The organism is Nocardioides sp. (assembly GCF_050699375.1).
Taxonomy (GTDB): domain Bacteria; phylum Actinomycetota; class Actinomycetes; order Propionibacteriales; family Nocardioidaceae; genus Nocardioides.
Window position 1 is genome coordinate 1 of the sequence record NZ_JBOHDN010000020.1, and the last position, 25575, is coordinate 25575.

The 25575-nt window shown below is 69.7% G+C and carries 20 protein-coding genes and 1 riboswitch; of the genes, 9 read left to right on the top strand and 11 right to left on the bottom strand.

Features of this window, described 5'->3' with window-relative positions; genetic code table 11:
• Nucleotides 1-251: 251 nt before the first annotated feature.
• Nucleotides 252-1100 carry a PAC2 family protein gene (locus ACRDPS_RS00825; protein WP_431499716.1) on the bottom strand — a complete coding sequence of 283 codons (849 nt, stop codon included), beginning with the start codon at nt 1098-1100 and terminating at the stop codon, nt 252-254.
• Between the two features lie 233 nt (nt 1101-1333).
• Between ACRDPS_RS00825 and metH the strand changes: the two genes are divergently transcribed.
• The gene (metH, locus tag ACRDPS_RS00830; RefSeq protein ID WP_431499717.1) at nt 1334-5050 is read left to right on the top strand and encodes a methionine synthase; all 3717 of its coding nucleotides are present in this window, start codon (nt 1334-1336) and stop codon (nt 5048-5050) included.
• A 110-nt stretch (nt 5051-5160) separates the two neighbouring features.
• On the opposite strand, the gene ACRDPS_RS00835 is transcribed toward metH, so the two are convergent.
• Both ACRDPS_RS00835 and ACRDPS_RS00840 read right to left on the bottom strand, forming a co-directional pair.
• Nucleotides 5161-5907 carry a hypothetical protein gene (locus ACRDPS_RS00835; protein WP_431499718.1) on the bottom strand — a complete coding sequence of 249 codons (747 nt, stop codon included), beginning with the start codon at nt 5905-5907 and terminating at the stop codon, nt 5161-5163.
• Nucleotides 5908-5959: 52 nt separating this feature from the next.
• Nucleotides 5960-6181, bottom strand: coding sequence for a DUF2798 domain-containing protein (locus ACRDPS_RS00840; RefSeq protein ID WP_431499719.1), 222 nt, complete (start codon nt 6179-6181; stop codon nt 5960-5962).
• A 235-nt stretch (nt 6182-6416) separates the two neighbouring features.
• Here ACRDPS_RS00840 and ACRDPS_RS00845 point away from each other — a divergent pair, with 235 nt between their 5' ends.
• Nucleotides 6417-6818 carry a TIGR03668 family PPOX class F420-dependent oxidoreductase gene (locus ACRDPS_RS00845; protein ID WP_431499720.1) on the top strand — a complete coding sequence of 134 codons (402 nt, stop codon included), beginning with the start codon at nt 6417-6419 and terminating at the stop codon, nt 6816-6818.
• A gap of 8 nt (nt 6819-6826) precedes the next feature.
• Here the strand turns inward: ACRDPS_RS00845 and ACRDPS_RS00850 are convergent, their stop codons facing one another.
• The gene (locus ACRDPS_RS00850) at nt 6827-7756 is read right to left on the bottom strand and encodes a hypothetical protein (protein WP_431499721.1); all 930 of its coding nucleotides are present in this window, start codon (nt 7754-7756) and stop codon (nt 6827-6829) included.
• A 178-nt stretch (nt 7757-7934) separates the two neighbouring features.
• On the opposite strand from ACRDPS_RS00850, the gene fdhD reads away from it, so the two are divergent.
• From fdhD to ACRDPS_RS00865, 3 genes are all read left to right on the top strand, one after another.
• A complete protein-coding gene (gene fdhD, locus ACRDPS_RS00855; RefSeq protein WP_431499722.1) occupies nt 7935-8762 on the top strand; it encodes a formate dehydrogenase accessory sulfurtransferase FdhD in 828 nt (275 codons plus the stop codon).
• Between the two features lie 109 nt (nt 8763-8871).
• Nucleotides 8872-10020, top strand: coding sequence for a sterol desaturase family protein (locus ACRDPS_RS00860; RefSeq protein WP_431499723.1), 1149 nt, complete (start codon nt 8872-8874; stop codon nt 10018-10020).
• A 56-nt stretch (nt 10021-10076) separates the two neighbouring features.
• Nucleotides 10077-10718, top strand: coding sequence for an HAD family hydrolase (locus ACRDPS_RS00865; RefSeq protein ID WP_431499724.1), 642 nt, complete (start codon nt 10077-10079; stop codon nt 10716-10718).
• A 211-nt stretch (nt 10719-10929) separates the two neighbouring features.
• On the opposite strand, the gene ACRDPS_RS00870 is transcribed toward ACRDPS_RS00865, so the two are convergent.
• From ACRDPS_RS00870 to ACRDPS_RS00890, 5 genes are all read right to left on the bottom strand, one after another.
• Entirely contained in the window at nt 10930-12021 is a 1092-nt protein-coding gene (locus tag ACRDPS_RS00870; protein ID WP_431499725.1) for an ABC transporter ATP-binding protein, read from the bottom strand.
• A complete protein-coding gene (locus ACRDPS_RS00875) occupies nt 12018-13043 on the bottom strand; it encodes an ABC transporter ATP-binding protein (RefSeq protein ID WP_431499726.1) in 1026 nt (341 codons plus the stop codon). Before ACRDPS_RS00875 ends, ACRDPS_RS00870 begins: the two co-directional genes overlap by 4 nt.
• A 4-nt stretch (nt 13044-13047) precedes the next feature.
• On the bottom strand, nt 13048-14022 hold the full coding sequence (locus tag ACRDPS_RS00880) for an ABC transporter permease (RefSeq protein ID WP_431499727.1): 975 nt from the start codon (nt 14020-14022) through the stop codon (nt 13048-13050).
• A 7-nt stretch (nt 14023-14029) separates the two neighbouring features.
• Nucleotides 14030-15040, bottom strand: coding sequence for an ABC transporter permease (locus tag ACRDPS_RS00885; protein ID WP_431499728.1), 1011 nt, complete (start codon nt 15038-15040; stop codon nt 14030-14032).
• Nucleotides 15041-15120: 80 nt separating this feature from the next.
• Nucleotides 15121-16770 (bottom strand): ABC transporter substrate-binding protein, encoded by a 1650-nt coding sequence (locus tag ACRDPS_RS00890; protein WP_431499729.1) that lies wholly within the window; start codon nt 16768-16770, stop codon nt 15121-15123.
• Nucleotides 16771-16953: 183 nt separating this feature from the next.
• Between ACRDPS_RS00890 and rpe the strand changes: the two genes are divergently transcribed.
• Nucleotides 16954-17610 (top strand): ribulose-phosphate 3-epimerase, encoded by a 657-nt coding sequence (gene rpe, locus ACRDPS_RS00895; RefSeq protein ID WP_431499735.1) that lies wholly within the window; start codon nt 16954-16956, stop codon nt 17608-17610.
• Here rpe and ACRDPS_RS00900 read toward each other — a convergent pair.
• A complete protein-coding gene (locus ACRDPS_RS00900) occupies nt 17541-20582 on the bottom strand; it encodes a BTAD domain-containing putative transcriptional regulator (protein ID WP_431499730.1) in 3042 nt (1013 codons plus the stop codon). The two genes, rpe and ACRDPS_RS00900, sit on opposite strands and share 70 nt — an antisense overlap.
• A gap of 95 nt (nt 20583-20677) precedes the next feature.
• Complete coding sequence (locus tag ACRDPS_RS00905; protein ID WP_431499731.1) at nt 20678-22249, bottom strand: AMP-binding protein; 1572 nt, start codon at nt 22247-22249, stop codon at nt 20678-20680.
• Nucleotides 22250-22334: 85 nt separating this feature from the next.
• Nucleotides 22335-22510, top strand: a riboswitch (FMN riboswitch).
• A gap of 91 nt (nt 22511-22601) precedes the next feature.
• Here ACRDPS_RS00905 and ribD point away from each other — a divergent pair.
• From ribD to ACRDPS_RS00920, 3 genes are all read left to right on the top strand, one after another.
• The gene (gene ribD / locus ACRDPS_RS00910; RefSeq protein ID WP_431499732.1) at nt 22602-23696 is read left to right on the top strand and encodes a bifunctional diaminohydroxyphosphoribosylaminopyrimidine deaminase/5-amino-6-(5-phosphoribosylamino)uracil reductase RibD; all 1095 of its coding nucleotides are present in this window, start codon (nt 22602-22604) and stop codon (nt 23694-23696) included.
• A complete protein-coding gene (locus ACRDPS_RS00915; RefSeq protein ID WP_431499733.1) occupies nt 23697-24329 on the top strand; it encodes a riboflavin synthase in 633 nt (210 codons plus the stop codon).
• Nucleotides 24326-25575: bifunctional 3,4-dihydroxy-2-butanone-4-phosphate synthase/GTP cyclohydrolase II (locus tag ACRDPS_RS00920; RefSeq protein WP_431499734.1), on the top strand; the 1250-nt coding region annotated here is incomplete at its 3' end. The genes ACRDPS_RS00915 and ACRDPS_RS00920, both read left to right, overlap by 4 nt.

Consider the following 25575-nt stretch of genomic DNA (forward strand, 5'->3'; position numbering starts at 1 on the left):
CTGCAGGCCGAGAAGTCGCCTCTGCAGGCCGAGAAGTCACCCCCGCAGGCCGTGAGGTCACCCCCGCAGGCCGAGGGGTCGCCTCTGCGGGCCGAGGGGTCACTTCTGCGGGCCGAGAAGTCGCCTCTGCAGGCCGAGAAGTCACGGCTATGACCACTCGACCTACAGAACTGACGCTTCGACCTGCAGAACTGACGGTTCGGCCTGCAGAAGTGACTTCTCGGCGCGGGGTGCCACCTTGGCGCGGAGGGTCAGGAGTCGTCGGAGCGGCGTTTGAGGTAGCGCTCGAACTCGCGGGCGATGGCGTCGCCCGAGGCTTCGGGGAGGTCGACGGTGTCGCGGGCCTCTTCGAGGGAGCGTACGTAGTCGGAGACGTCCTCGTCCTCCTCGGCGAGCTCGTTGACGCCGCGCTCCCAGGCTCGGGAGTCCTCGGGGAGGTCGCCGAGGGGGACGGAGCACTGCAACAGGTCCTCGAGCTTGTGGATGATCGCGAGGGTGGCCTTGGGGCAGGGCGGGGCGGCGACGTAGTGGGGGACGGCGGCCCAGTAGGAGACCGCGGGGATGTCGGACTGGATGCACGCCTCCTGGACAATGCCGACGATGCCGGTCGGGCCCTCGTAGGTGGGCGAGTCGAGCTTGAGCCGGTCGACGAGGTCGGGCTCGGTCGCGGTGCCGGAGACCGGGATGGGGCGGGTGTGGGGAGCGTCGGCCAGGAGCGCGCCGAGGGTCACCACGAGCTGTCCGCCGAGCTCGTCGATGCACTCCAGGATCTCGCCCACGAACTGCTTCCAGCGCATGTTCGGCTCGATGCCGCGCACCAGGATGATGTCGCGGTTCAGATCCGGTGGCGAGCAGACGGCGACCTGTGTCGTCGGCCAGGTGATCTTCCGGAAGCCGTTCTCGTCGGTGCCGGTGTGCGGCCGGTTGACCTGGTAGTCGTAGAAGTCCTCAGGATCGATCTCGGCCACCACCCGTGCCCCCCAGACGTCCATCAGGTGGTCAACGGTGCCGGACGCGGCATCGGCCGCGTCGTTCCATCCCTCGAACGCGGCGATCACCACTGGATCGACCAGGTCGCGGGTCTCTTCGATCTCGATCACGCCACCACACTAGTCATGCCAGCACCCTAGTCATGTCGGCCCAGTCATGTGGGCAGGTCACCCGGGCGGGCGCGACGGCGTCGTTCACCGTGCGTACACCTTTGCAATTCCCACCTGCTGGACAAAGGTGTCAGGATTCGGAATGAGATGGCTTGGTCCGCACACCTACGCCGTAGCGTGTTCGGACGAAGCCACAACTGTCATAGCTGCCCGCTTGGGAGAGGAAATCAGAAGTGAGTCTGCGCCCTGATGTCACCGAGACCCTGACTGCCACCCTCAAGGAGCGGATCATGGTGCTCGACGGTGCGATGGGCACTGCGATCCAACGTGACCGTCCCGACGAGGCCGGCTATCGAGGTGAGCGGTTCAAGGACTGGCACACCGACCTGGTCGGCAACAACGATCTGCTCAACCTCACCCAGCCGCAGATCATCGAGGGCATCCACCGGGAGTATCTCGAGGCCGGCGCGGACATCATCGAGACCAACACCTTCAACGCCAACGCGATCTCGCTGATCGACTACGACATGGTCGACCTCGCCTACGAGATCAACTTCGAGGCGGCGCGCCTGGCCCGCTCGGCGGCGGACATCTACGCGACGCCCGAGAAGCCGCGCTACGTCGCCGGCACGCTCGGCCCGACGTCGCGTACGGCCTCGATCTCGCCGGACGTCAACGACCCCGGCGCCCGCAACGTCACCTACGAGGCGCTGCGCGATGCGTACGCCGAGGCGACCCGCGCGCTCGTCGAAGGTGGCTCCGACCTGATCTTCATGGAGACCATCTTCGACACCCTCAACGCCAAGGCGGCGATCTTCGGCGTCGAGCAGGTCTTCGAGGAGTACGGCCGGCGCTGGCCCGTCGTCATCTCCGGAACCATCACGGACGCGAGCGGACGCACCCTGTCCGGGCAGGTCACCGAGGCATTCTGGGATTCCGTACGCCACGCCGAGCCGCTCCTCGTCGGCCTCAACTGTGCGCTCGGCGCCCAGGAGATGCGCCCCTATATCGCCGAGCTCTCCCGCATCTCGGACGCGTTCATCTCCTGCTACCCCAACGCCGGGCTGCCGAACGCCTTCGGTGAGTACGACGAGGGCCCCAGCGACACAGCCGGGCACGTGCACGAGTTCGCCACCGCCGGGTTCGTGAACCTGGTCGGCGGCTGCTGCGGCACCACCCCCGCCCACATCGCCGAGATCGCGAAGCAGGTCGACGGCGTCAGCCCGCGCGACGTGCCGCAGGTCTCGCCCGCGCTGCGCCTGTCCGGTCTGGAGCCGTTCACGGTGACCGAGGAGAGCCTCTTCGTCAACGTGGGGGAGCGGACCAACATCACCGGGTCGGCGAGGTTCCGCAACCTGATCAAGGCCGGGGACTACGACACCGCGCTCTCGGTGGCCGCGCAGCAGGTCGAGAACGGCGCGCAGGTCATCGACGTCAACATGGACGAGGGCATGATCGACGGGGTCGCGGCGATGACCCGCTTCCTGACGCTGGTCGCCTCCGAGCCCGACATCTCCCGTGTCCCGATCATGATCGACTCCTCCAAGTGGGAGGTCATCGAGGCGGGCCTGAAGCTCGTCCAGGGCAAGCCGATCGTCAACTCGATCTCGATGAAGGAGGGTGTCGAGGCCTTCATCGAGCACGCCGAGCTGTGCAAGCGCTACGGTGCCGCCGCGGTCGTGATGGCCTTCGACGAGGACGGCCAGGCCGACTCCTACGAGCGCCGGATCGCGGTGTGCGAGCGCGCCTACCGGATCCTGGTCGACGAGGTCGGCTTCGACCCCGAGGACATCATCTTCGACCCCAACGCGTTCGCGGTCGCGACCGGGATCGAGGAGCACGCGACGTACGGCGTGGACTTCATCGAGGCGGTGCGCTGGATCAAGCAGAACCTGCCCGGGGCGAAGGTCTCCGGCGGCATCTCCAACGTCAGCTTCTCCTTCCGGGGCAACAACCCGGTGCGCGAGGCGATCCACGCGGTCTTCCTCTACCACGCGATCGAGGCGGGCCTGGACATGGGCATCGTCAACGCCGGCGCGCTGGTGCCCTACTCCGAGATCGACGCCGAGCTGCGTGAGCGTATCGAGGACGTCATCCTCAACCGACGCGACGACGCGGCCGAGCGGCTGCTGGAGATCGCCTCGAAGTTCAACAAGGAGAGCGCCGAGGCCGAGGAGAAGGCCGAGGAGTGGCGTGAGCTGCCGGTCGGCGAGCGCATCACGCACGCGCTGGTCAAGGGGCTCGACGCCTACGTCCAGGACGACACCGAGGAGCTGCGGCTCGAGATCGCCGCGCGTGGTGGTCGGCCGATCGAGGTGATCGAGGGTCCGCTGATGGACGGCATGAACGTCGTCGGCGACCTCTTCGGCGCGGGCAAGATGTTCCTGCCGCAGGTGGTCAAGAGCGCCCGCGTGATGAAGAAGGCCGTGGCCTACCTGATCCCCTTCATCGAGGAGGAGAAGCTCGCCAACCCCGAGCTCTCCCAGTCCGACACCAACGGCACCATCGTGATGGCGACCGTGAAGGGCGATGTCCACGACATCGGCAAGAACATCGTCGGCGTGGTGCTGCAGTGCAACAACTACGAGGTCATCGACCTCGGTGTGATGGTGCCCGCCCAGAAGATCCTCGACGCCGCCAAGGAGCACGACGCCGACATCATCGGCCTCTCCGGCCTGATCACGCCGTCGCTGGACGAGATGGTCGGCTTCGCCTCCGAGATGCAGCGCGTAGGCCTCGACATCCCGCTGATGATCGGCGGCGCGACCACCTCGCGTGCGCACACGGCGGTGAAGGTCGACAGGAAGTACGACGGTCCGGTGATCTGGGTCAAGGACGCCTCCCGCTCGGTGCCGACCGCCGCGGCCCTGCTCGACGCTCGCCGGCGCGAGACGCTGATGGCCGAGATCAAGACCGACTACGACTCGCTGCGCGCGCGCCACGCCGAGCGCAGCGAGCGGGCGTCCCTGACGCACGTACAGGCGAAGGCCAACAAGCCCGAGATCGACTTCGCGACGCTGCCGGTGGAGCCGTCGAGGCCCGGTGTGCACACGCTGCTGGACTACTCGATCGCCGAGCTGCGCGACTACATCGACTGGCAGCCGTTCTTCAACGCCTGGGAGATGAAGGGGCGCTTCCCCGACATCCTCAACAACCCCTCCACGGGCGAGGCCGCACGCAAGCTCTTCGACGACGCCCAGGCGATGCTCGACCAGATGATCGAGGAGAAGTGGGTCGAGGCGCGCGGCGTCTACGGCCTCTTCCCGGCCAACTCGACCGGTGAGGACGTGGTCGTCTACACCGACTCCTCGCGCACCGAGGAGCGGGCGACGCTGTTCCAGCTGCGTCAGCAGGGCCAGCACCGCGCCGGCATCGCCAACAAGTCGATGGCCGACTTCGTCGCGCCGGTGGGTGCGGGTGCCGACCACGTCGGTGCGTTCGCGGTGACCGCCGGGATCGGGCTGCCCGAGCGCGTCAAGGCGTTCCGGGACGAGCTCGACGACTACTCCGCGATCATGGTCGAGGCCTTGGCGGACCGCCTGGCCGAGGCGTTCGCGGAGCGGCTCCACCAGCGCGTACGCACCGAGTTCTGGGGTTACGCCGCCGGCGCCGAGGGTCAGCTGCCCAACGAGGACCTGATCGCTGAGAAGTACGCCGGCATCCGGCCCGCTCCGGGCTACCCGGCCTGCCCCGACCACACCGAGAAGCAGACCATCTGGACGCTGCTCGACGCGGAGGAGAACACCGGCATCGAGCTCACCGAGTCGATGGCGATGTGGCCGGGCGCCTCGGTCTCCGGGCTCTACTACGGTCACCCCGACTCGCAGTACTTCGTCGTCGGCCGCCTCGGTCAGGACCAGGTCGCCGACTACGCCAAGCGCAAGGGCTGGACCATGGCCGAGGCCGAGCGCTGGCTGTCCCCGAACCTGGGCTACGACCCCGAGGACTGAGCCGAGCCACCCGCCGGCCAACTCACGGGTGGCCCTCCTTTGCGGGCGAAAAATTTCGCCCGCAAAGGAGGTCATCTCTGCGGGGGCGTGGCCTGGCAGGGTGGTTCGGGTCACCCAGCCGCGGTGTCGACCGCTCCGTCCAGCCAGGCCGGTGGGACCCGGCCGACGCTGGCAATGTTCCAGAAGGCCGTACGCCTCGTCAGGATCGTGACGAGGTGGTAGCCGTCGGGGTGCTTGGTGAGAACACCTGCGACCGGCTCGCCCTCAGGCGCGAGCCGTAGCGGGATCACCTGGGCCCAGGTCTCGGTCGCAGGATGCCAGTACGCACCAACCACCGCCCCGGAGCTCGAGCCTGTCGCGACCCACGACCCGAGCGCCTCGTTCGCCTCGGCCACCGCAGGCCGAAGACGGACCAACACACGCTCGGGCGTCATCCCCGCCCGGTTGGCGTGGTCGTAGGCAATATGGAGGGCGCCGACCGACGTGATCCTCGAGGTCGGGTCGAACGGCGGCGGTTCCCAGCTGATCAGTGCGGTCCGGCAGCGCTGGCAGTCGTCGTCGCGGCTCCAGTCGGCGAACTCCACGTCGTCGACGGCCAGGTCCTCCCCGCGACTGGTGACGAGGACGAGCCGCAGCCCGTCCGGGTCGCGCAGCGGCAGCGGGTTGTGCTCCAGCCCGTCGCGAAAGTGCAGCAGCCCGAAGGCCTCGTTGACCCCGACCCGGTGGATGACCGCGGCCGCCAGCCCCTCCCGCTGCGCCTTCGGCGACTCCCGACGGATCAGCGCCGGATCGACCAGATCGGCAAGCCACTCGACCAGCTCATCAGTGAGGAGCCGCTCGGCCTCAGCAGGCAGCACGGGTCACCGGAGCACGGGGGAGAGACGAGGCGCCATGGAGGAACCGTAGCCGTCAGGACCGTCGGGCCAGCCGCATGGCCACCGCCATCGACGCGGGCCAGGCGACCATCGTGAGTACGAAGGCGATCGGCCATGCGGTGATGAAGGAGACCGGCCAGGCAGCCAGCCATTCGAGGGAGGGGCCCATGGCGATGAGTGACATCAGGCCCGACATCGTCAGGGCCATCAGGAAGGTCATCACGATCTGGGCGAGAATTGCGGTGCGCTTGTCCATGATCATCCGATCTGGTTCAGGAACGGAGGACGCGTGGAGATGATCCCGGTGCGCCACCCGTTCGTCGGGTTCGGCGCCGTGGGTTCGCGCCGTCGGGCGCGACTGCATCTCAGATGAACCGAGGGCTGGAATGACCACACCAGCCTTGAATCTTTCCGGCACGGCGACGCTAGCGCATCGGCGTACCGTCCCGCACGTACGCGTCGGATTGATCTCGGTCACATAGGCTCGTGTGGTGCGGCGCGAGGAGCAGTGGGCGAGGGAGCGGTTCACCGACGCTCGCGTGGCGCACCTGGCGACGGCGTCGGCCGACGGAGTCCCGCGGATCGTGCCGATCGTCTTCGCGATCGCGGGCAGCACACTGGTCACGGCGGTCGATCACAAGCCGAAGTCGACGACCCGGCTGCGCCGGCTGACGGACATCGTCGCGAACCCGGCGGTCTCGGTGCTCGTCAATTCCTACGACGAGGACTGGTCCCAGCTGTGGTGGGCACGCGCCGACGGGATGGCGAGGGTGCACGAGTCCTACGATCTCGGTCCGCTGGTCGCGAAGTACGACGACTATCGCGACCAGCCGCCCGCGGGCCCGGTGATCACGATCGACGTCACCCGGTGGTCTGGCTGGTCGGCGAGCTGAGCCGGGGATCAGCGTGGGAACCGGAAGGGCCGCAGGATCTCGCCGCTGGGAGACGGACCCCGCGCGGGCATCGGAGGAGGCGGCGGGGTCGGGGGCAACGGCGGGCCGGCCCCCATCCACGGGCTGCGTACGTCCAGGACGGTGGCCCATTGGGCGGCGGTCGGCCGGGTCCCCGGAGGACCGGCGGCGCGGTCCATCAGCCGGGTGAGCGGTCCGACCAGGATGCCGGCCTGACCGGCGAAGGTCAGGTCGGGCCGGAGCCCGGGGGAGGCGTTGCGGTCGCCGGTGAGCACGCGCGCGATCGCGAGGGCGAGCTTGAAGCGGTCGCTGTCGGCGGTCGGCTGGTGGCCGAGGTTGGTGGGGTCCTCCCAGCCGCGGGTGTCGGCGGGCGGCAGCACCCCGGGCTCGCCGGCGGGCCGGATCCCGTCGCAGTCGAGGAGCATCACGCGCGGAACCGGCATCGCCGACCAGGCGATGTTGCGAGGCGAGAGGTCGCCGAGGACGAGCCCCTGGCGGTGCAGCGCGTCCATCGCGGCCGCCAGCGCGCGCAGCAGGAGCACCCGCTCGTAGACCCCCGGCATCGGCACGTCGCCCACGTTCACCAGCAGGCCCAGCTCGGCCAGCGCGGTCGCCGGGCCGAACCCGGCCAGGAAAGGGTCGTGCACCCGCTGCATCAGGAAGCCGGACGTACGCAGCCCGTCGAGCACGACCGTGTGCGGCCAGGCGGCGAAGTGGTCCACCTGGAGACCCTCGCTCTCCACGAACCGGCGGATGCGCACCAGCTCGCCCAGGGCGCGGCCGTCCACGAGCCCCAGCTCGCGCGTGCGGTAGAGCTTCGCGACCGTCCCGGGGTGGTCGGCCAGCTCGATGATGCGGCCCTGCGACCCTTCGGCGATGCAGCGTCCCAGGGTCAGGCGGCCGAGCTGGATTTCGTTCACGGACCCTCCGGCACCGAATCTTGTGGAGCCCAGATCGTACGTGGCGGGGCCATCGCCTGCCGAGTCTACGGTTCAACTGGCGACACCGGACCGGTAACACTCGGTCGCGGTCCGGTGAACGTGGCGGTGGGACCATGGACCCGACCGATCCAGAGCGCAGGGAGCTGACGTGGGCAGAGTGACAGTAGGACGACCGGTGCTCCGGGTGCGTGACGGCGTCATCTCGCGGCGCCCGGACACGCTCGCCGCGGAGGAGCCGATGGAGATCCGGGTCAACGGACGGCCGCTGACCGTCACCATGCGCACGCCCGGCGGCGACTTCGACCTGGCCATCGGCTTCCTGGTGAGCGAGGGCGTGGTGCACGCCGCCGACGACGTGGTGAGCGTTCGCTACTGCGCCGGTGCGACCGACGACGGCAGCAACACCTACAACGTGGTCGACGTGCAGCTGAGCCCGCGGGTCCCACCACCCGACGCCTCGCTCGAGCGCAGCTTCTACACGACCTCCTCGTGCGGGCTGTGCGGGAAGGCCTCGCTCGAGGCGGTGCGTACGTCCTCGGCCTGGTCGGTCGCCGAGGATCCGCTCCGGGTCACACCCCAGCTGTTGTCCGCGCTGCCGGAGCGGCTGCGGGAGGAGCAGCGCGTCTTCGACAGCACCGGTGGGCTGCACGCCGCCGGTCTCTTCGACGCCGAGGGGACGCTGCTGTGTCTGCGCGAGGACGTCGGCCGGCACAACGCCGTCGACAAGGTGATCGGGTACGCGCTGCGCGAGGGAATGCTGCCGCTGCGCGAGAGCATGCTGATGGTCAGCGGCCGGGCCTCGTTCGAGCTCGTCCAGAAGGCCGTGATGGCCGGCATCCCGCTGCTGGCGGCGGTCTCGGCACCCTCCTCGCTCGCCGTCGACCTGGCCGACGACAACGGCCTCACCCTGGTCGGCTTCCTGCGAGGATCGTCGATGAACGTCTACGCCGGGACCGACCGTATCGAGCCGGTCCGGGTCGGCTGAGTCTCCCCGCACCAGACCTCCGCGCCAGACCTCCGCGCCAGACCTCCGCCGCGGGAAATGAGTATGTGAGCTCAGGCGCACCGCCCCGCTGCGCAGCCAGACTGCTGCCATGTCAGCCACCGATGCCACGCCGCGGCGACCACGTCTCGCCCTGCTGCGCCACCATCTGCTCGCTCCCGCCAGCTCGTGCTTCCTGGGCGTCCTGAGCCTGGCGACAGTGCTGTGCTTCCACTTCCCTGAGCTGCTGACCACCCGTGAGTTCCGCGCCATCTACTCCGAGGACTTCGCGCGTACGCTGCTGCTGATCGGACTGGCCGCGGCGTTCTTCGCCGGGACGATCGCGGTGCTGCGCGACCAGCACAAGCGGATGACGTTCATCGGGGTCGGCACCGCGACCGCCGCCGTACTCCTCGGTGGCACCGATGTCCCGTTCGACGGGCCGGTCAACGACACGCCGTTCGCGCTCGGCCTCGACTGGTTCGTGCTCGCCCTCTTCTTCTCGGCGCTGGTGTTCATCCCGCTCGAGCACGCCTTCGCGCGCCGCCCGGTGCCGGTCTTCCGACCCGGCTGGCGCACCGATGCCTGTTACTTCTTCATGAGCCACGTGCTGGTGCAGCTCATCTTGATCCTGGTCACCACCTCGACGTCGTTGGTGGTCGAGTCCGCGAAGGTGCCGGGCGTACAGGCCTGGATCACGGACCTGCCGTTCGTGGTGGCGTTCGCGCTGGCGGTCTTCCTCGCCGACCTCGCCCAGGCGGTGCTGCACCGCTGCTACCACCGGATCATGGTGCTGTGGCGCTTCCACGCGGTGCATCACTCCAGCCCCGAGCTCGACTGGCTGGCCGGCTCCAGGGTGCACTTCGTCGAGACGGTGCTGACTCGCAGCATCGTGCTGCTGCCGCTGCTGTTCCTCGGGTTCACGCAGGAGGTCGTCAACGCCTACGCCGTGCTCGTCGGCATTCAGGCGGTGGTCGCGCACGCCAACCTGGGCATCCGGTTCGGCTGGCTGGAGTACCTCATCGTGCTGCCCCGCTACCACCACTGGCACCACGCCCGGCACCTCGACTACTGGGACCGCAACTACGCGATCCACCTGCCGGTGGTCGACATGCTGATGGGCTCCTTCAAGCTGCCGCGCGACGGCAGCTGGCCCGAGGAGTACGGCGTCCTCAAGCGCGAGACCGTGCCCGTCGGGATCCTCGCCCAGCACGTCGCTCCGTTCCGCGGGCAGCGGACCTACGACGAGTACGTCCGCTGACGCCCGCGGACCCTGCCAACGGCGCTCGCCACGGACGCTGTGGCAGGATTCCAGCCATGAAACCCGCGGCTGTTCTCATGGACATGGACGGCACCCTGGTCGACACCGAGCCCTACTGGATGGCGACGGAGTATGCGATCGCCGAGCGCTTCGGGGCGACCTGGTCCGAGGAGCAGGCGATGGGGCTGGTCGGCAACGCGCTGATCGAGTCGGCGCGGCTGGTCAAGGAGGGGATGGGCCTCGAGCAGGAGCCCGAGGAGATCGTCGAGATGCTTCTCGACGGCGTCGTGGAGCGGGTCGAGCGCGAGGTCCCGTGGCGCCCGGGTGCGCGCGAGCTGCTCACCGACCTGGTCGAGCAGGGCGTGCCGTGCGCGCTGGTGACCATGTCGTACGCCCGCTTCGTCGGCCCCATCCTCAAGCACCTGCCCGAGGGCACCTTCAAGGTGATCGTCACCGGCGACCAGGTGCGCAACGGCAAGCCCCACCCCGAGCCCTACCTCACCGCGGCGGCTGCGCTCGGCGTCGACGCCGCCGACACGGTCGCGGTCGAGGACTCCAACACCGGCGCTCGCTCGGCCGAAGCGGCCGGCTGCACCGTCCTGGTCGTCGAGAACCACGTCCCCGTCGCCCCCGGCGAGCGCCGGGTCTTCCGCGACACCCTCGAGGGGATGACGTACGCCGACCTGGCCGAGCTCTGAGCCACGGCGCGATCTCGGCGCCTGGAACGACGGGGTGTGTCGCCTCACGATCAGCCACTGACCGCCATCAAAGGCACCGGTCAGGAGAAGGGGTCGCGCGCGGGCGAAATTTTTCGCCCGCTGATGGGCCTGGTCTGGTCCTGACGGCGCCGCGATGAACTGAGATCGGCGAGTGGGCGATCGTGGCAACCATCGCGCCAGATCGCGACGGTCAGGGACCGACCTCGACGACAGCGTCGGGGTCGAACGGCGCCACCAGCTCTGGTTCGACCTGGTGGGGCTGGATCTCGCCGTTCGCGATCGGCTCGGCGAAGTGGCAGGCGACCCGGTGCGATGAGGGGACGCCGCCGATCTCGAGCGTCCTGAGCTCGGGTCGCTCGGTGTCGCAGCGCTCGGCCTGCTTCCACGGGCAGCGGGTGTGGAACCGGCACCCGGTGGGTGGATCAGCGGGCGAGGGCAGGTCGCCGGTCAGCAGGATCTGCTCGCGGGCGTCCTCGACGGCCGGGTCGGGGATGGGCACCGCCGACATCAGGGCGCGCGTGTAGGGGTGCAGGGGAGTGGCGTAGAGGGAGTCCGCGTCGGCCTCCTCGACTAGGCCGCCGAGATACATCACCCCGACCCGGTCGCTGATGTGGCGCACGACCGCGAGGTCGTGGGCGATCACCAGATAGGTCAGCCCGAGGGAGTCCTGCAACGACTCCAGCAGGTTGATCACCTGAGCCTGCACCGAGACATCGAGAGCCGAGACCGGCTCGTCGGCCACGATCAGCGCCGGGTTGACCGAGAGCGCCCGGGCGATCCCGATGCGCTGGCGCTGCCCGCCGGAGAACTCGTGGGGATACTTCGACAGCGCCGCCTCCGGCAGCCCGACCGCGTCCATCAGCTCACGCAGCCTCGCGCTGGTCGCCTCCTTGTCCGAGGCCAGGCCGTGCGCCCTCATGCCCTCCACCAGCAGCGACTGCACCGACTGGCGCGGGTCGAGGGAGGAGAGCGGGTCCTGGAAGACCATCTGCAGGTCCTGGCGCTTGCGGCGCAGGGCCTCCCCACGCAGCGGCGCCAGGTCCTCGCCGTCGAAGACGACGGACCCCTCGGTGAGGTTCTCGAGACGCAGGATCGCCCGGCCCAGGGTCGACTTCCCGCACCCAGACTCACCGACCAGGCCGTACGTCTCGCCCCGGCGGATCTCCAGATCGACCCCGTCCACGGCGTAGACGTGCCCGATCGTCTTGTCGAAGATCACTCCGCGCTTGATGGGGAAGTGAACCTTCACCCCGGCGACGGACAGCAATACGTCAGAACTCATCGAGAGACCTCCGTCGACACGGCCGGGGCGACCGGGATGACCGGGTGGAAGCAGCGCAGCGCGCCCTCGCCGTCGGATCCGCCGCCACCGTGCGGGAGGAGCGGGGGAGAGGAGACGAGGCAGTCCTCGGCGGCCGAGGGACAGCGTGGGGCGAAGGCGCACGCACCGGCCCACGGCAGGTTGTCCGAGACCGAACCCGGGATCGGGTTGAGCGGTTCGCCGCGGCCGGTGTCCAGGCGCGGGATCGAGCCGAGGAGACCGTTGGTGTAGGGGTGCGCCGGCGAGGCGAAGAGCGAGTGCCGCATACCCCGCTCGACCAGGCGACCGCCGTAGAGCACGTTGACGTCGTCACACATCCCGGCGACGACGCCGAGGTCGTGGGTGATCATGACCAGCGCCGTGTCCGACTCGGAGACCAGCTGCTTGAGCAGCGCGAGGATCTGGGCCTGGATCGTCACATCGAGAGCGGTCGTGGGCTCGTCGGCGATCAGCAGCCGGGGCCGGCAGGCCAGGGCCATCGCGATCAGGGCACGCTGCCGCATGCCGCCGGAGAGCTGGTGGGGATACTCCCGCAGCCGCCGCCGCGGGTCCGGGATGCCGACCTTGTCGAGCATCGCCTTGGCCTCCTCCATGGCCGCCGACTTCGACAGCCCGCGGTGGCGCTGCACGACCTCGGCGACCTGGACCCCGATCGAGATCACCGGGTTGAGGGAGGAGAGCGGGTCCTGGAAGATCATCGCCAGGTCCCGGCCACGCCGCTCACGCATCTGCGCGGCGGAGAGGCCGAGCAGGTCGGTCCCCTCGAACAGGACCTGGCCCGAGACCGAGTTGCCCCGCCGGGGGAGCAGCCCCATGACCGCCAGCGAGGTCACCGACTTCCCGCAGCCCGACTCGCCGACGAGCCCGACGGTCTGCCCGGGACGTACGTCGAAGGAGACCCCGTCGACCGCGTTGAACGGCTCGGCGCCATGACGGGTGAAGGTGACCTGGAGGTCCTTCACGGACAGCAACGGCTCGCTCATGAGCCTACCTCCGGGTCTTCGGGTCGAGGGCCTCGCGCAGCGACTCGCCCATCAGGGTGAAGCCGAGCGCGACCGCGATGATGCAGCCGGCCGGCCAGAAGGCGAGGTGCGGATGCTCGTTGAGGTACTGCTGCGAGGCACCGAGCATCTGACCCCACTCCGGCCGCCGGTCGTCCGGGTTCCCGAGCCCGAGGAAAGACAGCGCCGCCGCGTCGATGATCGAGGTCGCGACCACGAGCGTCGACTGCACGATCACCGGCCCCATCGAGTTGGGCAGCATGTGCCGCAGCACGATCGAGACAGGACGTACGCCGAGGGCTCTCGCCGCGAGGACATGGTCGCTGTGGCGCTGGGCGAGCATCGAGCCGCGCAGCAGGCGCGCGAAGATCGGGATCTGGACGACCGCGATCGCGATGATCACCGTCCACTGGCTGGGCCGGGCCGCCAGCGCCGCCAGGGAGAAGGCGAGCAGCAGGCCGGGGATGGAGAGCATCACGTCGACGATGCGCATCACCAGGGCGTCGACCCAGCCGCCGAAGGCACCGGCCAGGGTGCCGAGCACGAGCCCGCCGGAGAGCCCGATCAGGGTCGCCAGGACACCGACGACCAGGGTCTGCTGCGATCCGACCAGGAGGCGTGAGAGGAGGTCGCGTCCACGGTTGTCGGCGCCCAGCGGGAAGCCCGGCTCGGGGCCCGGCACCGGGTTGGACTGCCGCTCCACCTTGTCGATCAGCGGCTGCGCCGCCGGGTCCCAGGGCGCCAGCCACGGCGAGATGATCGCGAGCAGCACGAACAGCGTGGTGATCGTGAGCCCGATCAGGAAGATCGGGTTGCGGCGCAGCCGGCGCCAGGCACCGGCCAGGAGCGACTCGCCGCCGGTGTCCTTGACCGTCCCGGCCTCGGCGACCTCCACCTCGGCGACCGAGGCCGCCAGGGTGTCGATGCGCGCCTTCTTGGAGGCAGTCAGCTTGGAGGGCATCACCAGGTCACCTCGTCCGTACGCGGGGGTCGATGACGGCGTAGGCGATGTCGACCAGCAGGTTGACGACCACATAGACCCCGGCGGCCGCGATGATCAGCATCTGCAGCACCGCGTAGTCACGCTCGGTCGCGGCGACGGCCAGTGCGTCGCCGACACCGCGGAACGAGAACACGCGCTCGGTCAGCACCGCCCCGGCAAGAAGCCCGCCGACCTGGAGGCCGATGATGGTCGTGACCGGTAGCAAGGCGTTGCGGAGGACGTGGCGCCCGCGGATGACGCGTGAGGTCAGTCCCTTCGCCTCGGCGGTGCGTACGTAGTCCTCGTCCAGCACCTCCAGGACCGAGGCCCGGGTGATGCGGAAGATGTACGCGAACGGGATCGACGAGAGCGCGATGCCCGGCAGGATCAGATGCAGGAACGCATCCCACGAGGCGTCGTACTCCCCGGTGAGCAGCCCGTCGAGGATGAAGAAGTTGGTGACGTGGGTGGCGTCGATGGTCGGCGTCTGCCGCCCCGAGACCGGCAGCCAGCCGAGCTGGACGGCGAAGACGTACTTCAGCAGGAACGCCAGGAAGAAGACCGGCACCGCGATGCCCACCAGGGACGTGATGATCGAGGCGTTGTCGAGGAACGTCGCGCGGCGCCGGGCAGCCAGGTAGCCGAGCGGGATGCCGATCGAGATCGCGATGGTCAGGGCGAATGCCGTCAGCTCCATGGTCCCCGGCAGACGGTCGAAGAAGATCTCGAGCGCGTCCGTGCCGGCCTGCACCCGGATCGAGGCGCCGAAGTTGCCGTGCGCGATCCGGTCGAGGAAGAGCAGGTACTGCTCCCAGACCGGGCGGTCGAGCCCGAAGGTCTTCTCCAGCGCGGCTCGGGTGGCGGGCGTGGCTCGCTCGCCGAGGATCGCCGAGACCGGACCGCCGGGGAGCGCACGCAGCCAGGCGAAGATGAGGAAGGAGAGCACGATCATCACGCCCGCCATCTGCAGCAGGCGGCGTAGGACGAATCTGAGCAAGTTCTCTCCTTCGTGGGTGCGTCATTCCTCGGTCGAGCCGCGAGGCCGGCGACGGTCTCGCGGCTCGACCAGCGAGAGGGCTACTCGCCGCCGACGGAGACCGGGGCGAAGTCCTCGGCGGTCAACGGGCTGGGGACCAGGCCCTCGGTGTCGGCGTCGACCACGATGGCCGGCGGGGAGTGGCTGATCGGGAAACCGGGCAGATACTCGGTCATGATCTGCTCGTTGATCTCCTCGTACCTCTTGGTGCGCTCGGCCTCGTCGACGATTGCGTCGGCGCCCTGCAGGTCGGCGGCGAGCTTCTTGCCCCAAGAGATGTTGGAGGTCTTGAAGTCGTTGGCGACCGGCTCGGTGAAGAAGGAGCCGAGGAAGTTGTACGCGTCGTTGAAGTCACCGGTCCAGCCGAGGATGTGGGCGTCGTACTTTCCGGCGGAGACGTTGTCGGTGTAGGCCGTCCACGGTGCCGAGACCGCCTTGACCGTGATGCCGACGGCCTCGAGGTCGGCGCGCAGGGCGTCGTAGATCGTGGACGGGTCCGGCATGTACGGACGGCTGACCTCGGTCGGGAACGCGAAGGTCATCTCGAGGTTCTCGGCGCCGGCCTCCTTGAGCAGCTGCTTGGACTTCTCGGGGTCGTAGGCGTACGGCTCGAGGTCCTTGTTGTAGCCGGCGACCGTGTCGGGCATGAACTGGGTGGCGACCTTGGCCCCCTCGGGCAGCTGGGACTTGACCAGCTCCTCGCGGTTGAGCGCGTGGTAGATCGCCTGGCGGACCTTGAGGTCGTGGAACTTCTTGTCCTTGAGGTTCAGGCCCAGGTAGAGGATGTTGAACGGGTCGCGGATCTCGACCTGGTTGCCCTGCTCCTCGAGCGAGTTCCAGTCGACCGGGTTGGGCAGGTCGTAGCCGTTGATCGAGCCCGCCTCGAGCTCCTGGCGTCGGGTGGACTCGTCGGGGATGATCCGGAAGACCAGCTTCTCGGACTTGGCGGGCTCGTCCCAGTAGTCGTCGTTGCGGGTCAGGGTCACGGTGCCGTTGGCCTGGTCGTACTTGTCGAGCTTGAACGCCCCGGTGCCGACCGGGTTCTTGGCGTTCTCGGGGAAGGTGAAGCCCTCGCCGGCCGCCTTGATGCCGTTGGCGTCGCCCTCCTCCATCGCCTTGGGCGACTGCATCGAGAACGAGGTCTGCGACAGCAGGGTCGGGAAGCTGGCGGTGGCGTGGTCGATGGTGATCACCGCGGTGTTCTCGTCGGACGCCTCACAGCCCTTGTAGAGCGAGGGGTCCTTCTCGGCGTCGTTCTTGAAGCCGCCGAAGAACGAGCCCCAGTATTCGCCCGCGGTCTGGCCGTCGGGGTTCTGGTCGTACATCCGCTCCAGGTTGGCGCAGACGGCCTCGCCGTTGAACGGCTCGCCGTCGGTGAAGGTGACACCCTCGCGGAGCTTGAAGGTCCACTTGGTGCCGGTCGCGTCGGGCTCCCAGCTCTCGGCCAGGCCGGGCTCGATCTCGGAGGTGCCGGGCTTGGAGTCGATCAGGGTGTCGAAGATCTGCCGCGAGATGCGGAAGGTCTCGCCGTCGGTGGCGTAGAAGGGGTCGAAGGTGGACGGCGCGCCCGCGGCGCCGAAGGTGAGGGTAGAGCCCCCACTTCCGCGCTCGGACTCCGCGCCGCACGACGCGAGCGAGAGCGCCAAGGCCCCTGCCGCGAACGCCGGAAGGATTCTCCGGGAGATTCTCATCGCTTAACCTCGCTTGTTGGTCGACCAGTCTGGTCAGCGACCCGGTATGGGTCCCTCGACCGCGGATGTGACTCGAATCACATGCGTAGCCGTGCCCGGCACCCTAGCCACGAATCCGGGGTCGGGCGGGCCGAGTGCGCGGTTATTTATCCGACCGATACCAACTAAGGTGCTTCCGTGACCATGCAGATCACCCCGTCCATCCTCAACGCCGACTTCGCAGCCCTGGGTGCGGAGGTGGCCAGGATCCCCAGTGCCGACTGGATCCATGTGGACGTGATGGACAACCACTTCGTGCCCAACCTGACCTTCGGGCCGGCGATGGTCGAGGCGCTGGCGCGCTCCACCGACGTGCCCCTGGACGCGCACCTGATGATCGAGGACGCCGATCGCGAGGCCCCGGCGTACGTCGAGGCCGGCTGCGGATCGGTGACCTTCCACGTCGAGGCGGCCAAGGCGCCGGTGCGGCTGGCCCGCGAGATCCGCGCGAAGGGTGCCCGGGCGTCGATGGCGCTCAAGCCGGCGACCCCGATCGAGCCGTACGAGGACATGCTGGCCGAGCTCGACATGGTGCTGCTGATGACCGTCGAGCCCGGCTTCGGCGGCCAGAAGTTCCTCGACATCGTGCTGCCGAAGATCCGCCGGACGCGGGCGATGATGGAGAAGGCCGGCGTCGAGACCTGGCTGCAGGTCGACGGCGGGGTCTCGCTGGAGACGATCGAGCGTTGCGCCGCGGCCGGTGCCGATGTGTTCGTCGCCGGCTCCGCGGTCTACTCGGCCGACGACCCGGACGCGATGGTTCGTTCGCTGCGGGACACGGCTGCGGCCAGCTCGGTCTGAGCCGGGTCGGCCTCGACGGCACCAAGCCCCCGAAAGAGGTCGTACGCCTCCTGCCAGTGCTCGACGGCGCCGGCGTCGTCGCCGTGGTTCGCGCAGACCGCGCCGAGCCCGGCGTGCGCCCGGGCGCGCTCGTACTCCGCACCTCGGTAGCCGGTGATCGCCAGCGACTCGCGGAAGGCGGCGGCCGCCCGAGCGTCGAGCTGCTCGGTCGCGTACGTCTCGGCGTCGCCGTTGAGGGCCTGCGCCTGAAGCTGCCGGCTTCCGATCGCCACACCGACGGCGAGCGCGCGCTGGTAGACGCGGTGGGCCTCGGCGAAGTCGCGCAGGCGCGCGTAGATGCTGCCGAGCCGGACCCGGGAGAGACCTTGGAGCAGCCGGAATCCCGCCTCGCCCGCGAGGCTCTCCGCGCGGCGGGCGAACTCGAGCGCGGTACCCAGTCGTCCCTTGTCGCGGTGCAGGCCCGCCAGCCCGTACGCGGCGTGGGCCTGCCCGACGAGCAGCCCGGCGTCCACCGTCCGTGCGTACGCCTCGTGCAGCAGGCGCTCGGCCTCCTCGAGGTTCCCACGACGCCGGTGCAGCAGCCCGAGGCTGGTGAGCGGCCGGTAGGCCATCAGCCAGCTCGGGTCGATCTCGTGGTAGAGGTCGATGGCGCGCACGAACGCGCGCTCGGACTCCGCGGTCCTGCCGCTGAAGCCGTAGAGGACGCCGAGGCAGTTGAGGGTGGTCGCCGCCTGGGTCGTCGCGCCGGCGTCCTGGTGCATGGCGAGCGCGCGCTCGGTGAGGCGGGTACTCTCCGCGTAGCGGCGGGCGCGGAAGTGGACCAGCCCGATCCCGCGCAGCGCCGTCCCCTCGGCGACGACGTCGTCGGTGCTGCGGGCGAGGTCGAGCGCCCTCTCGTGCAGTGCCCGCGCGTCGTCGAGGTAGCCGGCGACGTCGAGGTACCAGGTCAGGATCCGGGAGAGGGCGATGACGTAGTCGGGGCGGCCGATGTCGACCGCGACGTCGCCGGCGCCCAGGAGGTTGGCCCGCTCGCCGTCGAGCCACCGCATCCCGTCGGCGTACGCGGGCAGGCTCTTTCCCACATCGCCGGAGTGCACGGTCTCTTCGGGGAAGATGATGGTCGAGGCGCGAGCCGCCTCGGCCAGGTAGTGGTCGAGCAGCCGTCCCAGGGCGGCCTCGTGCTCCTCGGGCGGATCCACGGTCTCGGCCAGCTCGGCGGAGTAGGTCCACAGCAGGTCGTGCAGGCCGTAGCGCCTGGGACCGGACTCCTCGACGAGGTTCGCACGGGTCAGGGCGCGGACGAGCTGCCTGGTGGTGGACAGCGGAAGGCCCGCGAGGGCGGCGATCGCGCCGAGGTCGCAGTCACGACCGGGATGGATCCCGAACAGGCGAAGCAGCCGCCCCGCCTCCGCCGAGAGGTGGCTGTAGGAGGCGTCGAAGACGGCACGCAGCGAGGTGTCCTCGTCGCCACCGTCGAGTACGTCGAGCCGGGCGCCGTCATCGGAGAGATCGGCCACCAGGTCCGCCACCCGACGATGTGGTGCGTCGCGCAGCCGTTCCGCAGCGATCCGCAGCGCCAACGGAACTCCCGCGCAGCGTGCCGCCAGCTCGGCCATCGCCTCCGGCTCGGGGTCGGGCCGCTCGCCGACCAGCGAGGTGAGCAGGTGGGTCGCCTCGCTGGGGTTCATCCGGTCCAGGTTGATCCGGTGCGCGCCCTCCTTGGTCACCAGCCCGGAGAGCGCGTCACGGCTGGTCACCACGACCCGGCAGGTCGCCGAGCCGGGCAGGAGAGGGCGTACGTGCTCGGCCGAGCGCGCGTTGTCGAGCACGATCAACATGCGTCTCCCGTCGACGAGCGTCCGGAACCGGGCCGCTCGCTCGTCGGGGTCCTCCGGGATCGAGTTGCCCTCGACGCCGATCCCACGGAGGAAGGCGGCCAGAACCTCGGTCGCCTGCGTCGCCCGGTCGGGCCCATAGCCGCGCAGGTCGGCATAGAGCTGGCCGTCGGGGAACTCGTCCTTGACCAGGTGTGCCCAGGTCATCGCGAGGGCGGTCTTGCCGACACCGCCTCCGCCGACCACAGCAGTCAGAAGCACCGGCGAGGCCTCGCGGAGCATGCCACCCAGGGCGGAGAGGTGAGCCGTACGTCCCACGAACCCTGCTGGTGCGTGCGGGAGCTGCGCGGGTATGCCCGGCTCGGGGTCGGGCTCGGGCTCGAGGTCGACGGGCGGTGTGGCGGCCCGCCCGCCGGTGCCGATGGGGCGGCCCTCGAGCACCGCCCTCTCCGCCTCGCGGAGCTCGGGCCCGGGATCCAGGCCGAGCTCGTCGACGAGGACCTCGCGGGCGTGCCGGTAGGCGGCGAGCGCGTCGGCCTGTCGTCCGCTGCGATGCAGGGCGGCCATCAGGAGCACCTGCATCCGCTCCCGCAGCGGGTGCAGCCGCGCCGCCTCGCCCAGCTCGCCGGCGATCTCGGCGTGCCGGCCGTCATCGAGCTCAGCGGTGTAGAGGGCCTCCAGCACGTCGACCCGGCGCTCCTCGAGCCGGGCGGCCTCCTCGGCGACCTCGAGCTGGCCGATACCGGCGTACGCCGGTCCTCGCCACAGGCGCAACGCCTCCCGCAGGATGGCTACCGCCTTCCCCGGAGCGGCGTCGGTCGCCGACCGGGCGAGCTCCTCGAAGCGCGCGGCGTCGGACTCGCCCGGTCCGATCCGGAGCGCGTAACCGGACTCGTCGGAGGAGATCCGACCGGGATCGTCGAGCAGCGCGCGCAGTCGGTGCACCTGGGTGTACAGGCGCACCGAGACGTCATCGCCGTCCGCGCCCCACAGCGCATCGGTCAGGACCGAGGCGGGCACCGGCCGATTGGCACGCACGAGCAGGAGCGCGAGCAGGTTGCGGCGCAGTGTGCCGGTGACCATGGACTCATGGTCGCCGCCGGAAAGACGCAGCGGACCGAGCACGTCGAACCGCACACTGACCACCTCGTCCCGGGAGGCCAACCACTTTACTTGTCGGCGCCGGTCCTCGCAGGTCAGTTGATTTTGGCAGGTCAGTTGATTCTGTCAGGTCAGTTGACCTGTCGCTGTCTGCCTTCCCAATACCTCTCCCGGAGGTCGCGCTTGAGGACCTTGCCCGTCGGCGTCGTCGGCAGCGCCGCTGCGTATTCCCAGCTGGTGGGCACCTTGAACCCGGAGACGAGGGAGGCGCAGTGCTTGCGGAGCCGATCGTCGTCGGGTTCGGCGCCGGGGTGAAGCACGACGACCGCGTGCACCCGCTCGCCGGCGTCGCCGGTCTCGCCGTCGGGGACGCCGATGACCGCGCAGGTCGCGACGTCCGGGTGCGAGGAGAGCGCGTTCTCGACCTCGGCCGAGTGCACGTTGTCCCCGCCGACGATGATCATGTCCTTGAGGCGGTCGACGACGTAGAGGTAGCCGCGCTCGTCGAGGCGGCCGACGTCGCCGGTGTGCGTCCAGCCGCCGCGGCGTACGTGGTCGGTCGCGGCCGGGTCGTTCCAGTAGCCCACCATGTCGCCGGCGCCGCGGAGCAGGATCTCGCCCTCTGTGCCCGGCGCGACGTCGTTGTCGTCGGCGTCGACCACGCGCACCTCGGAGATCACCGAGGCGCGGCCGGCGGAGGCCCGCTGCGGGCCGGGGCGGTGGTCGTCCTCGGTGAGGATCGTGGGCGACATCGCCTCGGTCATCCCGTAGAGCTGCCCGAAACCGACCCCGGGGAAGGCGGCCATGGCACGCTCGAGAAGCGACTCGGTCATCGGGGAGGCGCCGTAGAAGATGGTCCCGACGCTGCTGAGGTCGTGCCCGGCGACGTCGGGGTGGTCGACCATCGCCTGCAGCATCGTCGGCACGATGAACATCGCGGTGATCCGGTGCCGGGCGATCTGCTCCAGGGCGGCAGCGGGCGCGAAGCGGGGCAGCGGCACGAACGTACGCCCGAACTGCGACATCGCCATGCTCGACCCGACCCCGGACACGTGGGACATGGGGGTGAGCTGGAGCAGGCGGGTGCCCGGCGCGACGAAGCCGGGGAAGGACGTGCCCAGCGCGAGCGTCAGGGTCATCAGCGCCCGGTTGGAGTGCATCACGGTCTTGGGCAGGCCGGTGGTGCCGCCGGTGTGCAGCAGCCCGGCGATGGCGTCACCGCCACGCAGCGCGTCGGGCACCGGGGCGCTGGCCGCGATCAGGTCCTCGTAGGCGGGCATGTCGAACGGCGCCGGCTCCTCGCCCATGTGCACGACGGTGTCGAGCCCCGGCCAGGCCGCGCGGATGGCAGGTACGCTCGCCGCGAAGCTGTCGTCGACGAAGAGGATCCGGGTCTCCGACTCGGCGAGCATCGGCCCCATCTCGCTGGGGTCGCGCATGGTGTCGAGCGCGTTGAAGACTCCGTCGGCCCACGGGATGGCCAGCAGCAGCTCGGCGTAGCGGTCGGAGCTGAGGCCGAGGATGCCGACGCGGGTGCCGTGGCGCACCCCCAGGTCGCGCAGTGCGCCCGCCAGGCGGGTGACGCGGTCGGCCTGCTCGGCGAAGGTGCGTACCCGGTCGCCGAAGATCGTCGCCGGCTCGTCGGGGTGCTGCTGCAGGGATCGGTGCAAGCCTTGGGTCCAGAACATGTCAGGTGTGGTCATGGATCGAGAGTGCGTCTCATCACTGACGTCGTCCTGACATGCCTCTGACACGGTGTGGCACAATCGGTGTCAGACGAGCTTGTGCTCGCGTGCTCTGGGGTCGGTGAAATTCCGAGCCGGCGGTGACTGAGTCCCTCTACCAATTGTGGGGCTCAGAAGTCCGCGACCCGATGGCAGCCAGCCACCGGTTGACCAAGTGCCAGAGGGAAACCTCTCAGTCTTGGACCGACGGTTAAAGTCCGGATGGGAAGACGCACGCAGCCCGATTCGTCGTGGCCAACCTGATCAGACAGGTCTGGCGCGATGTCTCGGCCTGACCCCGGAGTCCGTGAGACGGACCAGAGGGGATCAGATGAAGTGCTTGGACCAGCGTGACCCGGAGCCGGGCGCGATGCGCCGCGCTCTGGAGCTGGCCGCTGCGATCGGCGCCCCGGGGCCGGCGACCTACCCCAACCCACGAGTGGGCTGCGTACTCCTGCGCTCCGACGGGTCGATGATCGCCGAGGGGTTCCACCGCGGGCCGGGTACGCCGCACGCCGAGGTCGATGCGTTGGCGAAGGCGGGCGAGGGCGCGCGAGGAGCGACCGCGGTCGTCACGCTCGAGCCGTGCAACCACACCGGCCGCACCGGCCCGTGCTCGCAGGCGCTGATCGAGGCCGTCGTCGCCCGCGTCGTCTACGCCCAGGCCGACCCCAACCCCGTCGCCGCCGGGGGTGCCGACACGCTGAAGCAGGCGGGGATCGAGGTCGAGCAGGGCCTGTACGCCGCGGAGTCCCGTGCGCTCAACCGGGTCTGGACCCATGCCGCGGAGCTGCAGCGCCCTTACGTCACCTGGAAGTTCGCCACCACCCTCGACGGACGCAGCGCCGCCGCCGACGGCACCTCGCGCTGGGTCTCCTCGCGCGCCGCGCGGCTCGACACCCACAAGCTGCGGGCGCTGAGCGACACGATGCTGGTCGGCACCAACACGGTCGCGGTCGACGACCCCGCGCTGACGGTCCGCGACCAAGAGGACCGGCCGGTCGGCGTACAGCCTCTCCGGGTCGCGATGGGGGAGCGGAACCTGCCGGCGGAGAGCAAGATCTTCGACTCCGGACTCTCCTCTGGGGCACCGTCGCTGCACCTGCGTACCCGCGACCCGCACGAGGCGCTGGCCTCCCTGTGGGAGCGCGAGCGCCGCCATGTCTTTCTCGAGGGTGGGCCGACGCTGGCCGCGGCCTTCCTGGAGGCGGGCGTCGTGGACGAGATCGTCGTCTACGTCGCCCCGTTCCTGCTCGGCGCCGGTCGCTCGGCCGTCGCCGACCTCGGGATCACCACCATCGCCGACGCGTTCCGGCCGCGGGTGCGCTCGGTCGACGTGCTCGCGCCGGCCACAGAGGGCGATGAGCCGAACGTACGGCTCATCTTGGAGCCCGCCCCACAAGCTCAGAACAGAGAGGACCGCTAGATGTTCACCGGGATCATTGAGGAGCTCGGCACGGTTGCCGGGATCGAGGACCAGGGCGACGCCGTACGCCTGACCTTCTCGGCCGAGACCGTGCTCGAGGACGTCACGCTCGGCGCGTCGATCGCAGTGAATGGCTGCTGCCTGACTGTGGCGACGGTCGCGACTGGCTCGGGGGTCTCGACAAGCGCGACCACCGGGGCCGGTCAGTGGACCGCCGACGTCATGCTGGAGACGCTCAAGCGCACCAGCCTGCATGCGATCGAGGTCGGTGACCGGATCAACCTGGAACGCGCCGTCACTCCGGCGACCCGGCTCGGTGGCCACATCGTGCAGGGGCACGTCGACGGGGTCGGCAAGGTCGTCTCACGCGAGCCGAGCGAGCACTGGGAGGTCGTCACGATCTCCCTGGATCCCGAGCTGGTGCGCTACGTCGTCGAGAAGGGCTCGATCGCCGTGGACGGCATCAGCCTCACCGTCGTATCGGTGAGCGAGGACGCGTTCACGGTCAGCCTCATCCCCGAGACCCTGGCGCGTACGTCGCTGGGCTTCCGGGCCGTCGGCGACGAGGTCAACCTCGAGACCGACATCATCGCCAAGCACGTCGAGAAGCTCCTGGGAGGGGTGCGGTCATGAGTATCGACAGAGGGCCCGGTTCATCGGGCGAGGAGCAGTACGCCGGGGTCCGGCTGGATCCGGTCGAGAAGGCGATCGCCGACCTGGCGGCCGGGAAGCCGGTCGTGGTCGTCGACGACGAGGACCGGGAGAACGAGGGAGACCTGATCTTCTCCGCCGAGCTGGCGACCCCGGAGGTGATGGCGTTCGCGATCCGCTGGTCCTCCGGCGTGATCTGCGTGGCGCTGCCGGGCGACCGGCTCGACGCCCTCGACCTGCCCCCGATGACTCGTGTCAACGAGGACCGCAAGCAGACGGCCTATGCGGTCTCCGTGGACGCGAAGGAGGGCGTCTCGACCGGGATCTCGGCGGCCGACCGGGCGCTCACGACCCGGCTGCTCGCCGGGCCGAGCTCGTCGGCCGCGGACCTGACCCGGCCCGGCCACGTCTTCCCGCTGCGGGCGCGCGACGGGGGAGTGCTGGTGCGGGTCGGCCACACCGAGGCCACCGTCGACCTGACCCGCCTGGCCGGTCTCGAGCCCGCCGGCGCCCTGGTCGAGCTGGTCAACGACGACGGCACCATGCAGCGTGCCCCACAGCTGCGCGAGTTCGCCGACGAGCACGGTCTGGCGATGATCTCGATCGCCGACCTGGTCACCTACCGGCGGCGCACCGAGGTGCTGGTCGAGCGGCGCGCGGTGACGCGGCTGCCTACCGAGTTCGGCGAGTTCACGGCGTACGGCTATCGCACGACCGACGACGAGGTCGAGCACGTCGCGCTGGTCTACGGCGACACCGCCGGGTGCGAACCCGTGCTCGCGCGGGTGCACTCGGAGTGCCTGACCGGGGACGTGTTCGGGTCGCAGCGCTGCGACTGCGGCCCCCAGCTGCGCGAGGCGCTGGCGCGGATCGCGGAGGCCGGGTGCGGCGTCGTCGTCTACCTGCGCGGCCACGAGGGCCGCGGGATCGGGCTGCTCGCCAAGCTGCAGGCCTACCAGCTGCAGGACGGCGGCCGCGACACCGTCGACGCCAACCTCGACCTCGGGCTTCCTGCCGACGCGCGCCACTACGGCGCCGCCTCGCAGATCCTGCGCGACCTCAAGGTCGACTCGGTGAGGCTGTTGACCAACAACCCTGAGAAGGTGAGCCACCTCGAGGCGTACGGTGTCGAGGTCGCCGAGCGGGTTCCGCTCACTCCGCGACCCAACGAGCACAACCTCGCCTACCTGCTGACCAAGCGTGACCGGATGGGCCACGCACTGCCTGA

Excerpts from the sequence above, each read along its gene's own strand:
- ACRDPS_RS00840 (WP_431499719.1), bottom strand. The coding sequence starts at position 6,181 with ATGGACAAGCGCACCGCAATTCTCGCCCAGATCGTGATGACCTTCCTG.
- ACRDPS_RS00860 (WP_431499723.1), top strand. The coding sequence starts at position 8,872 with ATGTCAGCCACCGATGCCACGCCGCGGCGACCACGTCTCGCCCTGCTG.
- ACRDPS_RS00865 (WP_431499724.1), top strand. The coding sequence starts at position 10,077 with ATGAAACCCGCGGCTGTTCTCATGGACATGGACGGCACCCTGGTCGAC.
- ACRDPS_RS00870 (WP_431499725.1), bottom strand. The coding sequence starts at position 12,021 with ATGAGTTCTGACGTATTGCTGTCCGTCGCCGGGGTGAAGGTTCACTTC.
- ACRDPS_RS00875 (WP_431499726.1), bottom strand. The coding sequence starts at position 13,043 with ATGAGCGAGCCGTTGCTGTCCGTGAAGGACCTCCAGGTCACCTTCACC.
- ACRDPS_RS00880 (WP_431499727.1), bottom strand. The coding sequence starts at position 14,022 with ATGCCCTCCAAGCTGACTGCCTCCAAGAAGGCGCGCATCGACACCCTG.
- ACRDPS_RS00890 (WP_431499729.1), bottom strand. The coding sequence starts at position 16,770 with ATGAGAATCTCCCGGAGAATCCTTCCGGCGTTCGCGGCAGGGGCCTTG.
- rpe (WP_431499735.1), top strand. The coding sequence starts at position 16,954 with ATGCAGATCACCCCGTCCATCCTCAACGCCGACTTCGCAGCCCTGGGT.
- ACRDPS_RS00905 (WP_431499731.1), bottom strand. The coding sequence starts at position 22,249 with ATGACCACACCTGACATGTTCTGGACCCAAGGCTTGCACCGATCCCTG.
- ribD (WP_431499732.1), top strand. The coding sequence starts at position 22,602 with ATGAAGTGCTTGGACCAGCGTGACCCGGAGCCGGGCGCGATGCGCCGC.
- ACRDPS_RS00915 (WP_431499733.1), top strand. The coding sequence starts at position 23,697 with ATGTTCACCGGGATCATTGAGGAGCTCGGCACGGTTGCCGGGATCGAG.